Origin of the sequence: uncultured Aggregatibacter sp. (assembly GCF_901873365.1) — a bacterium.
Classification (GTDB): domain Bacteria; phylum Pseudomonadota; class Gammaproteobacteria; order Enterobacterales; family Pasteurellaceae; genus Aggregatibacter.
This window is the reverse complement of sequence record NZ_CABFLM010000072.1, coordinates 1-14,039: the sequence shown is the minus strand read 5'-3', so window position 1 is coordinate 14,039 and position 14,039 is coordinate 1. Positions and strand designations below refer to the sequence as shown.

The 14,039-nt window shown below is 43.5% G+C and carries 13 protein-coding genes and 1 pseudogene; 6 read left to right on the top strand and 8 right to left on the bottom strand.

Features of this window, described 5'->3' with window-relative positions; genetic code table 11:
* Positions 1-205 precede the first annotated feature (205 nt).
* Genes hemG through QZ106_RS06615 form a run of 3 tightly spaced genes read right to left on the bottom strand, consistent with a single transcriptional unit; the run spans position 206 to position 2,807 of the window.
* Positions 206-718, bottom strand: coding sequence for a menaquinone-dependent protoporphyrinogen IX dehydrogenase (hemG, locus tag QZ106_RS06625; RefSeq protein WP_295975811.1), 513 nt, complete (start codon positions 716-718; stop codon positions 206-208).
* Positions 718-2,184 (bottom strand): TrkH family potassium uptake protein, encoded by a 1,467-nt coding sequence (locus tag QZ106_RS06620; protein WP_295975810.1) that lies wholly within the window; start codon positions 2,182-2,184, stop codon positions 718-720. The genes hemG and QZ106_RS06620 overlap by 1 nt, the downstream gene beginning before the upstream one ends.
* 11 nt (positions 2,185-2,195) lie before the next feature.
* Positions 2,196-2,807, bottom strand: coding sequence for a YigZ family protein (locus tag QZ106_RS06615; protein WP_295975808.1), 612 nt, complete (start codon positions 2,805-2,807; stop codon positions 2,196-2,198).
* 78 nt (positions 2,808-2,885) lie between these two features.
* Between QZ106_RS06615 and tusA the strand changes: the two genes are divergently transcribed.
* The 6 genes from tusA (at position 2,886) to tehA (ending at position 8,913) form a co-directional block, all read left to right on the top strand.
* Positions 2,886-3,125: a sulfurtransferase TusA gene (gene tusA / locus QZ106_RS06610; protein WP_021615402.1), complete on the top strand. Its 240-nt coding sequence runs from the start codon at positions 2,886-2,888 to the stop codon at positions 3,123-3,125.
* A 105-nt stretch (positions 3,126-3,230) separates the two neighbouring features.
* Complete coding sequence (ilvA, locus tag QZ106_RS06605; protein WP_295975806.1) at positions 3,231-4,772, top strand: threonine ammonia-lyase, biosynthetic; 1,542 nt, start codon at positions 3,231-3,233, stop codon at positions 4,770-4,772.
* 105 nt (positions 4,773-4,877) lie between these two features.
* Positions 4,878-6,584, top strand: coding sequence for a nitrate/nitrite two-component system sensor histidine kinase NarQ (narQ, locus tag QZ106_RS06600; protein ID WP_295975805.1), 1,707 nt, complete (start codon positions 4,878-4,880; stop codon positions 6,582-6,584).
* A gap of 12 nt (positions 6,585-6,596) precedes the next feature.
* The gene (gene murB, locus QZ106_RS06595; protein ID WP_295975804.1) at positions 6,597-7,622 is read left to right on the top strand and encodes a UDP-N-acetylmuramate dehydrogenase; all 1,026 of its coding nucleotides are present in this window, start codon (positions 6,597-6,599) and stop codon (positions 7,620-7,622) included.
* 29 nt (positions 7,623-7,651) lie between these two features.
* Complete coding sequence (locus tag QZ106_RS06590) at positions 7,652-7,960, top strand: DUF2322 family protein (RefSeq protein WP_295975802.1); 309 nt, start codon at positions 7,652-7,654, stop codon at positions 7,958-7,960.
* A complete protein-coding gene (gene tehA, locus QZ106_RS06585) occupies positions 7,960-8,913 on the top strand; it encodes a dicarboxylate transporter/tellurite-resistance protein TehA (RefSeq protein ID WP_209363987.1) in 954 nt (317 codons plus the stop codon). Before QZ106_RS06590 ends, tehA begins: the two co-directional genes overlap by 1 nt.
* A 50-nt stretch (positions 8,914-8,963) precedes the next feature.
* On the opposite strand, the gene lptD is transcribed toward tehA, so the two are convergent.
* The 5 genes and pseudogenes from lptD to QZ106_RS06560 all read right to left on the bottom strand — a co-directional run.
* Entirely contained in the window at positions 8,964-11,309 is a 2,346-nt protein-coding gene (gene lptD, locus QZ106_RS06580; RefSeq protein ID WP_295975799.1) for an LPS assembly protein LptD, read from the bottom strand.
* Positions 11,310-11,399: 90 nt separating this feature from the next.
* A complete protein-coding gene (locus QZ106_RS06575) occupies positions 11,400-11,948 on the bottom strand; it encodes a DNA-3-methyladenine glycosylase I (protein WP_295975797.1) in 549 nt (182 codons plus the stop codon).
* 160 nt (positions 11,949-12,108) lie between these two features.
* Positions 12,109-12,201, bottom strand: a complete 93-nt coding sequence (locus QZ106_RS06570; RefSeq protein ID WP_209363984.1) for a methionine/alanine import family NSS transporter small subunit — start codon at positions 12,199-12,201, stop codon at positions 12,109-12,111.
* On the bottom strand, positions 12,191-13,702 hold the full coding sequence (locus QZ106_RS06565; protein WP_295975795.1) for a sodium-dependent transporter: 1,512 nt from the start codon (positions 13,700-13,702) through the stop codon (positions 12,191-12,193). Before QZ106_RS06565 ends, QZ106_RS06570 begins: the two co-directional genes overlap by 11 nt.
* 250 nt (positions 13,703-13,952) lie before the next feature.
* A pseudogene (locus QZ106_RS06560) lies at positions 13,953-14,039 on the bottom strand (elongation factor Tu); the annotation flags it as partial.

The window sequence follows — 14,039 nt, the reverse complement described above, 5'->3', positions numbered from 1 at the left end:
CTGATTGATTGTTAAAGAACATTTGCACTAAGCAAGGTTGATAATTCTAACTTCTCGTTATTTTATCGTCAAGAAAATTTTTCAAGAATTTTTCTTTTTATTTGCTACCCTTGCGGTGCGGAGGCGTATTATAGAGATTCGATCCTGAGGATCAAGTGTTTTTTCAAAAAAAAATGTTTGATAGGTTAGAAAAAATACAATTTGCTTATTTGATCTGCAAAAACGCCTCAGAAAATGACCGCACTTTCTGCCAATCTGTATATTCGATCTCTTTTGTCGGATCTGTTTCTCCGCCAGTGATGCGCATAATCAATTGGATCATAATACGATCGAAAAACTTATAGCGCGGATAAAGCAGCGCGCCGGCAAACACTGCCGATATCGTCGGTTTCCAAGTAATACGTTGCAAAAATTTGCGTACATAAACATTAGTTTCCGGTGTGGATTTTTCAGGTTTTCGCGCCGTTAAATTGACGCCAAAAAATGCCGTCGTCTTCTGATTTAAAAGTGCGGTGTGTTTTTCTAACATTTTATACAGCTGTTTATTGAAATGCCCGTAGCGGATCGAGGCGCCAATCATAATACGATCATAGGCTTGAAGCTCGAATTCATCATGAATTGACTTAACCTCCACGTTTTCTTTAATCACATTTGCAATAAAACTGGCTATTTTTTTGGTTTGTCCATCATGTGTGGAATAGAGAATGAGCGTTTTCATTAAGATTTCCAAAATGTCGGTGTAAATAGAACTAAAAGTGAGAAGATTTCTAAACGTCCGCACACCATCGCTAACGTGAGAACCCACTTGGCGCTGTCGGGAATATCAACAAAATTACTGCTGACCGACCCCAGTGCCGGTCCAAGATTATTTAAACAAGCAATGACGGCATTGAATGCGTCAAATGTCTCAACGCCACAGCTAATCACGCCAAGTAAACAAATGACAAAGACCAATAAATAGGCAGAAAAAAACGCCCAAATACTTTGAATCACCCTTTCATCCAATACACGTTTACCCAATTTTATCGGATAGACTAAATTCGGATGAATTAAGCGATTAAGCTCTCGTTTACCTTGCAAATAAAGCACAAGTACGCGCACGACTTTCAATCCGCCACCAGTTGATCCTGCACAACCGCCGATAAAAGAGGCGAATAATAATAAGATCGGAAGAAATAATGGCCACTGATCGAAACTTGAGGTGGTATAACCTGCGGTTGTCGAAATGGAAACCGATTGGAATGCCGATTGTTCAAGATTTTGTAGCCAATCATCATTAAAACGATGATGCCCAAGCAACATCACAAAACATACCGCAATAAGCACCAATTGAATAAAAATAAAAAAGCGAAATTCCGGATCACGAAAATAGCTTGACAGGATATTGCCTTTGCCAATTTGAGAAAAGGCGTTGAAATGCAAGGCATAGTTACAGGCTGAAATGAGTAAAAATGCAATGGTAATCAGATTAACGGCAGAACTATTAAAATACGCGATACTGCTATCATGCGTAGAAAAGCCGCCAATAGAAACGGTTGAGAAACTGTGGCTAATTGCATCAAATGGCGACATTCCGGCTAACCAATAAGCCATTGCGCACAGTGTCGTTAATGAAGCATAAATAAACCATAATGTTTTCGCTGTTTCGGTAATTCTCGGGCGCATTTTATTTTCTTTGACCGGCCCGGAAATCTCGGCGCGATATAATGACATACCGCCGATCCCCAATAATGGAATGATCGCCACAGCCAACACAATGATCCCCATACCACCTAACCACTGTAAAAATTGGCGGTAAAATAAAATCGCTTTCGGCAACTTATCCAAACCGATGATATTCGTCGCACCGGTGGTCGTTAAACCGGAAAAAGATTCAAAAAAAGCAGAGGATATGGTTAAATCAGGATCGTCAAATAAAATAAATGGGATCGCCCCTAAACTGCCCATGACGACCCAAAAGGCCACAACAATTAAAAACCCCTCACGTGATCGCAATTCTTCTTTATGATGATGGCACGCCCACCACAAAATGGCGCCGGCGATAGCGCTAATCACAAAAGATTGAATAAAGGCTTTACCGCCACCGTCTCCGTAAAGCAGGGCGACAAATGCCGGCAATAACATTGTGCCTGAAAAGCACATCACAAGAATGCCGACAATGCGTAAAATAGATAAAAAATGCACTAAAAACTCTCTTACTCACTCTGTTCCAAAGATAATCTACCGGCAGATTTTTCGGTCAATTCCCGTTCAAATGCCTGCAATTTATCTAAGCGAATCCCTAACATTACTGTAACTTCAACCTGAAAATCTTGCTCGATAACCGCCGCATCATATTTTTCGCACAATGCTTGTAGCCACTGAATTTGGCTATAATCACACCGCACTTGATAGCGCAAATAGTCCACTTTGGTCGTAACGTCTAACCGCTTTAACGCCTGTTGAACACCGCCGCCATAAGCCCGGACCAAGCCACCGGTCCCTAGCAAAATGCCACCATAATACCGAACCGTTACTGCGCAAATTTCACCTAATCCGCTTCCTTGTAAAGCCGCCAACATCGGTTTTCCTGCCGTTCCCGCCGGTTCGCCGTCATCCGAAAAGCCGAGCTGTTGTGAATCATTGGGCTTGCCCGCCACCGTTGCCCAACACCAATGCCGGGCATTCGGGTGTAATGCCTTGATTTCATGCCAAAAGGCTTTCGCCTCAGCCAAACCTTCCGTGTGGCGCAAATAGGTAATAAAACGGCTTTTTTTAATTTCTTCGGTAAAATCCACCGCACTTTTAGGAATGCTATATTCAATCATGCCATTAAGGAATTTTGCTGATTTTATACTGTGTTTTATTGTATTATAACCTGCAATTTTTCATAACAAATAGCTAAAATGAAGAACATCACAATCACCCAAACACTGGATACTATCGGGCTGCGATGCCCTGAACCGGTCATGTTAATCCGCAAGCATATTCGCCATTTAGAAAACGGCGATGTGCTTTTAATGTTAGCCGATGATCCGGCCACAACGCGAGACATCCCCAGTTTTTGTCAATTTATGGATCACACCCTGTTGCATAGCGAAACCGAACAACTTCCCTATCGCTACTGGGTGAAAAAAGGAAAATGATAATAACAAAAAGTGCGGTGAATTTTAAAAGCATTTCTAAAATCCACCGCACTTTCACTTGTTTGCCATCACAATCATACTCGACATCTACGATATAACATCATCATGAAAAACTTATTAACCACCCCTCATCCCACCCAAAACGATTATATTAACGCCATCGTCAAATTGGGCTCACGTGTTTACGAAGCGGCACAGGTAACACCATTACAAAAAATGAATAAGTTATCTGAGCGCCTGCATAATGCGATTTGGATCAAACGTGAAGATCGCCAGCCGGTTAACAGCTTCAAACTGCGTGGCGCTTATGCCATGATTTCCAGTCTATCGGCGGAACAAAAAGCCGCAGGTGTGATTGCCGCCTCTGCCGGCAACCATGCACAAGGCGTGGCGTTATCAGCAAAACAGCTTGGCTTAAAAGCCCTTATCGTAATGCCACAAAATACCCCCAGCATTAAAGTAGATGCGGTGCGTGGTTTTGGTGGTGAGGTGTTGTTGCACGGCGCGAATTTTGATGAAGCCAAAGCGAAAGCCATTGCGCTATCAAAAGAAAAAAACATGACGTTTATTCCGCCTTTCGACCATCCGTTAGTCATTGCCGGGCAAGGCACATTAGCGATGGAAATGTTACAACAAGTGGCGGATTTGGATTATGTCTTCGTGCAAGTGGGCGGTGGCGGTTTGGCTGCCGGTGTGGCGATTTTACTCAAACAATTTATGCCGGAAATTAAAGTCATTGGTGTGGAATCCAAAGATTCTGCCTGCTTAAAAGCCGCCTTAGATAACGGCAAACCGACGGATTTAGCACACGTTGGCTTATTCGCCGACGGCGTAGCGGTAAAACGTATCGGTGATGAAACCTTCCGCCTATGCCAACAATATCTCGACGACATAGTACTGGTGGACAGCGACGAAGTCTGTGCCGCGATGAAAGATTTGTTTGAAAACGTCCGTGCCGTCTCTGAGCCATCAGGGGCATTAGGCTTAGCCGGTCTGAAAAAATACGTCAAACAGCACAATATTCAGGGCAAAAACATGGCGGCGATTTTATCCGGCGCCAACTTGAATTTCCATACGCTCCGCTATGTATCCGAACGTTGCGAAATCGGTGAAAACCGCGAGGCCTTGCTTGCCGTCACCATGCCGGAACAGCCGGGCAGCTTCTTAAAATTCGTCCATACGCTTGGTGCGCGTGCAGTGACCGAATTTAGCTACCGCTACGCAGATGACCAAAAAGCCTGTATTTTCGCTGGGGTTCGCACCGCGAATGAAGCCGAAAAAGCAGAAATTATCGCAGAGTTAACACAAAATGGCTTCGATGTAGAAGATATGTCCGATGATGACATCGCCAAAACCCATGTGCGTTATTTAATGGGCGGACGGGTTGCTGATCACGGCGAACGCCTTTATACCTTCGAATTCCCTGAGCAAAAAGGCGCATTATTAAAATTCCTTGAAACGTTGGGTGGTCGCTGGAACATTTCTCTTTTTCACTACCGCGCTCACGGTGCCGACTATGGCAATATCCTCGCCGGATTCCAATTGGAACAATGCGATACCGGCGAATTTGAACACGCTTTGAAAACCTTAGGTTACGTCTATCAAGATGTTACCGACAGTAAATCCTATCGTTATTTCTTGCGTTAAAAAGACAGCCCAAAATGACCGCACTTCATGCTCTCCTCATCGTCCTATCCAAATGGGGAGAGCCTGTGTAGTCGAAACCCCGCAACGCACTTAGACAGATATTCTATGGTTAAAATTAAACACTCCGTTTCTACCCGCATAGCCAACTATCTCATTGTAATTATTATCTTTGTTGGTGTCATTGCCTCTTTAAGCTTTACGTTAATGGCGGGCAATAGATCGTATGCCGAAGCCATTAATGTCTCCGGCTCATTGCGTATGCAAAGTTATCGCCTATTGTACGACATGGAGCATCAACCGGAGTTAGTGGAAAAAGGCTTGCAGCAATACCGTGAAAGTCTGTATTCACAATCGCTACAGAATATCCACCACCAGTTTTTTGTATCTGAAGACGTGAAATCCTCTTACGACAATCTCATTATGCGTTGGGAGAAAATGGAGTCATTCGCGCGGCAAAAAAATTTCATTGAATATCAACGTGATATTGCCGACTATGTGGCGCAAGTGGATCAATTTGTCTCTGCATTGCAATATTCCGCCGAACAGCGTTGGATTTTGGCAGTATGGGTAATTGCTTTGTCATTATTGTTGATTTTTGTGATGGTTTCGTATGTGAATTGGTACACCCGTAAGGCAGTTGTGCGCCCATTGGAACAGCTGACACAAGCCAGTATCCAAGTGCAAATGGGGCAATTTAAACATATTCCATTAGATATAGATAAAGAAGATGAAATCGGCAATTTAGCGCGCACATTCACCAAGATGTCCTCTGAATTGGGTAAGTTATATTCCAGTCTTGAAGCAACGGTAAATGAAAAAACACAAAAGTTGCAACAAACCAACCGCTCTTTAACCACGTTGTACCACTGTTCCCAACTGGTCACCACCAACAATATTGACGGCAAGATTTTGCAAACGGTGATGCAAAATATTATGAGCAGCGAACACTTGCGTTATTTAGAACTAAAAGTGTTGGATGCGGAACATTGGAACATTTGCCTTGGTACGAAACAACCGTTAATCGAATGTCAGCAAACAGATGTGAGCATGGAAGGGGAAACTTTGGCAATTCTGCATTGGCAGGCAGGGTTGCCTTGCCCGGATTTGCGCACCATGAATAACTTGGCGCAAATGCTTAGCCGTTCGCTCTACTTCCACAAAACCCAACGTCAGCAAGAGCAATTGTTGTTAATGGAAGAGCGTTCGATTATCGCCCGCGAGCTACATGACTCTTTGGCGCAGGTGTTGGCTTTTTTACAAATTCAATTAACCCTGTTAAAACACAACTTGAACAAAGACGAACCGGATTCCAAAAAGAAAAGCTTGTCGATTATTCAGCAATTTGAACAAGCCCTGAGCGATGGTTATAGCCAATTGCGCGAGCTGTTGGCAACCTTCCGTTTAACCATTCAGGAAGCGAATTTAAAACTGGCATTGGAGCAAGTGATTGATTCTTTACGCAATCAAACCGACATGCAAATGAGCGTGGATTGTACCCTGCCATCGCAAAGTTTTAATGCGCCACAGTTAGTGAATGCCTTGCAAATTGTGCGTGAAGCGGTATTAAATGCCATTAAACATTCACAAGGCACGTTAATTGAAGTGATTGCGCACACAAACGAAGATGGCGAATACGAACTCATTGTGCGCGACAACGGTGTGGGCATTCCTAGTTTGGAAGAACCTGACGGGCATTACGGCTTAAACATCATGCAAGAACGCAGTACACAACTCAATGCCAAATTAACAATTTCTCGTCGAGCAAGTGGCGGCACAGAAGTCAAAGTCACACTGGCTCACGCCTTATCTTAAAAGGACGAATACATGCAAAATTTACAACCTTTTCATACGTTTTCTCTTCCTGCAAAAGCTAAAAAAATCATCGAGATTCACTCGATTCCGGCATTGCAACAGGCTTGGCAAGACTGCTTGGCGGAACAGTTACCGGTGCTTTTTTTAGGACAAGGCAGCAATGTGCTTTTTGTAGAGGATTTTGATGGCGCTGTCTTGCTAAATCGCCTACTTGGCATTGAACATCGGGAAGATGCAGATTTTCATTATTTACACGTTAATGGCGGCGAAGTCTGGCATGACTTGGTGAGATGGAGCATCGAGCAGGGGTATTATGGTTTGGAAAATCTAGCGCTCATTCCCGGCTGTGCAGGATCGGCGCCGATTCAAAATATCGGCGCTTATGGCGTGGAATTTAAAGATGTATGTGATTATGTGGAGGTGATGAATCTTCACTCCGGCGAATTGTTCCGCCTCACCAATGCCGAATGCGAATTTGGTTATCGGGAAAGCGTCTTTAAGCATCAATATGCGCAAGGTTATGTGATAACTGCCGTTGGCTTAAAATTGGCGAAGGCGTGGAAACCGGTGTTGAAATACGGCAATTTAGCCAATCTGGATAAAAGTGCGGTCACTTCTGCGGATGTTTTTGCCGAAATTTGTGCCGTGCGTCAAAGTAAATTGCCGGATCCGAACGTGTTTGGCAACGCAGGCAGTTTCTTCAAGAACCCCGTGGTTTCAGCCCAACAATTTGAGCGATTACAACAAAACTATGCGACGATCCCACATTTTCCTCAAGCGGACGGCAGCATAAAATTAGCCGCAGGTTGGCTTATCGATCAATGCGGCTTGAAAGGCTTCCAAATCGGCGGCGCCGCAGTGCATCAGCAACAAGCGTTAGTATTGATTAATCAAGGCAATGCCACGGCATCTGATGTCGTGGAACTTGCTCATCATATTTATCAGCTTGTGGCGCTACGTTTTGATATTCACTTGCAACCGGAAGTCCGCTTTATCGGCAAGCAGGGCGAAATCGATAGCCAACAAGCCATTCGTTAGTTTTTTAACCGATGATCGAAGGAAATTTTATGGATTTTAAAACAATATTAGAGACACTACCCTCTATTGATCATCTTTCCGGATTAACTATCTTGGATAACGGCACGGTGATTCATCACATTCCTGCCGTAGCCGGCAAATTAGGTTCACTGCGCGTGTACAATGCCTTAGCCCAAGAATTTAACGGAAAATTAGACCGCACTTCGGCACAGAAAGGATTGCAACTCTTCGCCGAACATACGCAAGATGCGCGCGAAAATGTCGGAAAACATCCCAATATTGATTTGTTGTTGCGCGTAATTGAACAAGACTTGTGTTATCAAATTGAGGCAAATTAATGGAACAGCAAAAACCTTTTCCTATTCCGGTCAATTATTTCAGTATCGTTTTAGGATTAGCCGCATTAGGCTTAGCTTGGCGTTATGGTGCTCACACTGTGGCACTGCCGGCATGGGTCGGTGAAACCTTGCTTGGTTTAGCCACGATAATTTGGTTGATTTTTATCACCGCGTATGGCGTGAAATGGTGGCGTTTTCCACATCAGGCTAAGGAAGAATTACATCATGTCATTCAGTGTTGTTTTATCAGCTTAATTCCGATTACGACCATGTTAATTGGCTTAGCGGCGTTGCCGTATGAAATCGCTTTGTCTGTTGGGTTAATTACATTGGGCATTATCGGGCAGTTAGCTTTTGCTGCTTACCGTGCAGCAGGATTGTGGCGCGGCATTCATAAAGCGGAAGCCGCCACACCGATTATGTACTTACCAACAGTGGCAACCAATTTTGTCAGTGGCACGGCATTAGGCTATTTAGGTTACAACGAAGTTGGTATGCTCTTTTTCGGTGCCGGTGTATTTTCATGGCTCAGTCTAGAACCGGCAATTTTGCAACGATTACGCAATTTAGAGCCGCTCGCACCTGCCGTTCGTCCGGTTATTGGCATTCAGCTTGCGCCGGCATTCGTGGGTTGTTCTACTTATTTGGCGTTAAATGGTGGCGAAATCGATTTATTGGTGAAGCTACTTATCGGTTACGGTGTGTTGCAATTATTGTTCTTAATTCGTTTACTGCCTTGGATTTTTCAAAATGGTTTCACCGTTTCATTTTGGGCATTCTCGTTTGGACTGGCATCCATGGCAAACGTGGGATTGCATTTATACCAAGGTACGGCAGATATGCTGCTTAGCGTGCTCGGTTTATCCCTGTTCTGGTTTGCCTCCATCATGATTGGATTATTGATACTAGGCACGCTTTACCTCATGATGCGCAGACGTTTCTTTGCCGCTTAAACGCTCTCTCAAACAAAAAATGCCCTGATCATGTCAGGGCATTCTCATCATTAGTAAAGGCTAAACGCCTGCAAATAAGGCAATTTGCCTTTTTTCATCATATTCTCTATGCCGGTTTTATGATCATGGCTAAACCCACGTAGTTCAAAGGTGACACCAATACCGTGATCATAGAAGATGTCATCATTTTTTTGATTCTGACGACTGGTAACATAACGTCTTGCGCCGACACCAACACTCCAGCAACAGGTGTTATACTGCACGCCGAGGTATTGCTCCACCGGTTTTTTAAGGGCTAAATCTTGATAATAACGACCTGCAATCGCCCAATGATCACTTAACTCCCAACCGACTTGAACGCCAAGTTGTTTAATATCTTGATTATAGCGATTCGCTTCTGCCGTTAAATTTTGGTTAATATATTCTTTACTGGCATAGCGATAATTTAACTGCACCACGTTATTTTTTGTCGGGTTATATTCCATTCCGGTGTTCGCCAGAGAAACCTGCCCCAGCTGAGGATCGTATTGATAACCTCCCCGCCAACGCATCAGATCATTGATTTTCCAGTTCGCTTCAATCGCCCATGAAGAAGACGATCCTTCGGTTCGGTTATCACGGTTCTCATCAATTCGTGACGGTTCAAGGTAATAAGTTTGCCCAACGGCGATATTAAACCGCTCTTCTTTATTTTCATCAAAGAATCGACTGGTTCCCCCTAGCGTCACTTGATTGGCTGACGCAATTCTATCCAAGCCGCTATAACGACGTGAATTAAACAGCGAAAAATAATCTTGTTGTAATAGCGAAGAATCGTAACCGAATCCTAAATACTGCGAATTCAGTTTAGAACCGATATTGCTTTGATCTTTATAAGGGCGGAACAAATACTGCGCACGCGGCTCAAGGGTTTGTGTATAGCCCGAAATAAAGGTTTGGTTAGAGGCTAAAACACTCTGCAAATCAATTTTTAATTGTGGCAAGATACGATTGACGCTCGATTCAACGTCCTCTGCCTTATCTGACCGCCCTTTCTTTTGCTGATACTGGGTGGCATAAAGCTTCGCTTCCAAATTCATACTGCCATAGCGATTTGACAAGGTTGTATTGACACTCGGTTCCCCATGGAAACGCCACGCCGTCGGCATTTGCGCACTATCATTATCAAAACGGACCGCTTGAGAAAAGAGTTTAAAATCCACTTTATTACCGAATAATCCATTTTGATAATAATTAAAGTCGATTTGAGGCAAAGCGCGATAAGGGCCAATAACCACTTCATCAAAAATTTGGAATTGCTTAACGAACATCGCAATATTGTAATTGGGTTGATAATACGCAATTCGCCCAGTTTGATCCGCATACCCGTCAGTGCTGCTGCCATAAGCAGAATCAAAGTCGTTAAAATAACGCTTATCACTCACCTTAGTGTAATTCAAATCCAAACGCCAATCTCGTGCAAAAGCCGCATTATGCTTCCAATAGAATAAATGACGCTTACGATTTTCGCTGTCATAATCTTTTAATCGATCATCGCCCAAATATTCACCGGCAATCTGCCCCTCGCCTAATGTCGTTAAATAGCGAAATTCACTGTTCAACTGCCAACCACGACGAGACATATATTTCGGCGTTAACGTGGCATCTAAATTCGGGGCAATATTCCAATACACCGGCTGAGCATAAAAAGAGCCATCCCGACTGCCATGTCCCAAGGTTGGAATCAATAACCCGGAACGACGGCGGTCGCCAATCGGCAACTGCAAATACGGCGTATAGAACACCGGCACGCCCTGTACTTTAAAACGGGCATGCCACATTTCTGCATACTCTTCTTTAACGTGTTGACGCATTTCATCGGCATAAATCGACCAAGAATGATCATCTTGCAAACAAGAGGTAAATGTCGCATTTTTCATCACACGATAGTCATCGCGCAATTCCACGCTTTCTGCCGACCCACGGCCTTGGCGATCCACTAATTGATAATGTGCGTTGCGAACATCCGTATCTTTGGTATTTAAATGAATTTTGGCATCATCGCCCAGCAAATTGATTTGGTTGTCTCGATAATCAAATCCACCACGGGCAAACGCATAACGCTGCACGTTATCACCGCTTCCCTGTTGTTGCACCTCAACTTCCGCAGATTGTAAATGACGATTGCCTTGTTTAACATCTACGTTGCCTTTATAAATTCCGCTACGAGGCTGTGTTATCTCCGCCTGATCCGCCTCAATATACACCGGCAAATCGTTCGGATTTCCACTCACCACTTCACCGGTAAAATGCGGCACACCGTATAAACACTGCTTTGCTAAATCAGCCGCGCTATCGGCGCTATAAAGTGCGGTCAAAATTGACAACGAAATTAACGTGTAAGTATTCTTTTTCATGAGAGTAGACAACCATTACAACCAAAGATAGCGTGATTATACTGTAAAACAGGCTAAATCACAGGGGTTAATCAGCGTTATTTATGTGTCCTATTTGCAACAACACTGATTCCAATGATCATTCACCAAGCCCATCGATTGCATAAACGCATAACAGGTGGTCGGGCCGACAAACACAAAACCGCGCTTTTTTAATGCCTTGGATAACACCACGGAAACAGCCGTCTGGGCTGGCACCATGGTTAAATTGGGCACATCATTTACCTGCGGTTGCCCATCCACAAAGGACCAAATAAAACGACTAAAATTTTCACCGCACTTTTCCATCGCCAAATACGCCTTGGCGTTTTTCACAATCGCCTCCAATTTTGCCCGATGCCGAATCAAACCGGCATTTTGCATACACTGATTGATGTCTTCATCTGTCATTTGTGCAATTTTTTGCGGATCAAAATGGTAAAACGCCTGCCGATAATTTTCCCGCTTTTGTAACACCGTAATCCACGACAACCCCGCCTGCTGCCCTTCTAAACAAAGTTTCTCAAATAATTTCTGACTATCAAATTGCGGCTTTCCCCACTCGTGATCATGATAATCCCGATACAATGGCGAACCCTCCGCCCACGCACAACGTGCCATTTTCTTTTCCTTTTAATATCACCGATTAACTTTTTAGGAATAATAAAATTTGGGTCATAGCTAAATAAAATACCTAAATATTCACTTTATTTTCATTCTATAAAATCAAATAAAAACAGCATCTCAATCAATAGACTAAGATGCTGTTTGGAGAGTACCGTTACTCTTTTGGTAAACGTATAACGGAAAGTAACAATCCGCCCCAGATGATGATGAGCGCGATGGCCATCATGATAATTGCATTAGTTGTCATGATTTTCTCCTTGTTTTTGTGTCAAGTGCTTCCACGGTAAACGGGAAAGTAAGAAACTGATAATGACTAAACCGATTGCCATGCCCCAACCGAAGATGTTAACGAACCATTCAGGATAGCCTTCATAGCCGTTTGCCAATACTTTAGTGGCTTCTTTGTAAAGCATGAATGCTAATACGCCGGTGGTAACCACAATGCAGGCTTTCCAGATTGCGCCAACTTTGAAAGAACTGGTTTCATTTAAGTGTTCACCAAGTTCTTTTAATCTGCCGGTCACGATGATGGAGAGTAAAGAGAAGAACGCTACGGCAACGATACCGAACATGTTGACGAAGTTGTCCATGGTATCAAGCATCGGCAAGCCGGCTGCCGTACCAAACAATAAGGTGGATGCAACCATCATTGGTAAGCCAACCAAGAACGTGGCGTGTGCACGACGTAAGCGTAATTTATCTTGTACTGCCGCAATGATAACTTCTAATACGGAAATGAAAGAAGTTAACCCGGCGAAAACTAAAGAACCGAAGAATAATACGCCCAATAATTGACCTAACGGTGCTTGGTTAATAATGGTTGGGAAGGCAAAGAACGCCAAGCCGATACCGCCTTTGGCAACCTCGCTGACATCTTGTCCGTTCGCAACAGCGATGAATCCTAAGGCAGAGAATACACCGATACCTGCCAAGACTTCAAAGCTACTGTTAGCAAAGCCAACTACTAAACCTGCGCCGGTTAAATCCGATTCTTTTTTCAAGTAAGAGGCATAGGTCAACATGATGCCGAAGCAAATGGAAAGCGAGAAGAAGATTTGACCGTATGCGGCAATCCAAACACTTGGGTCAGCTAATTTGTCCCAGTTTGGTGAGAATAAAGCATCAAGACCTTTTGCTGCACCCGGTAGAAATAAAGAATAGACCACCAAGGCAATAAACATAATCACCAAAATCGGCATAAAGATGACGGAAGAACGCGCCACGCCTTTTTGTACGCCAAAAGAAAGAATCAACAACGTGATAATCCACACGGCAAGTAACGGACCGACAACAGTATCAACAAAATCCAAGCTTAATGCCACCTCACTTGCCATCTTAATGTGTTCATGTAAGAAGAAATCTACCGGGTTGCTACCCCAAGCGGAGCTAAAGGAATAATAAGCATAGCTTGCTGCCCAGCCAAGAATAACTGCATAGTAAAGACCAATAATCACGTTGATCATTACTTGCCACCAACCAAAGGTTTCAAACGTAGTTTTGAGTTTACGATAAGCCAGCGGCGGGGATGCACGGAATTTATGACCTAACGCATAATCCAAGAAAAGTAATGGAATACCTGCAGTTAATAGGGCAACAATATAGGGAATAATAAAGGCTCCCCCGCCATTTTCGTAAGTAACATAAGGGAAACGCCAAATATTTCCCAACCCGACCGCGGAGCCGATCGCCGCAAAAATAAAGGCTCTCCGCCCAGAGAATGTTTCTCGTTTATGTGTAGTTTGTGTCATATAAACACCTGTTAAAAGTTAAAAATGAAAGAATGCTACTATAACCGAATAAAAAGGCTGTTCATAGCTACAAAACAATTATTCATGTTAAGAACAGAAGACTATTTTATCTATCCAGAAATGCCATCATACAAAATTGATTTGAAAATGTGATTCCTTGATAAAAGCCATAAAAAAAGTGAGCATTGTCATAACAACACTCACTCTTTATAAACTTCAAGTATTTTGCCAATATGGCCTTTTATTATACTTACTTGATAATTTTAGCTACCACGCCAGCGCCTACTGTACGGCCACCTTCACGGATAGCGAAACGTAAACCTTGGTCCATCGCAAT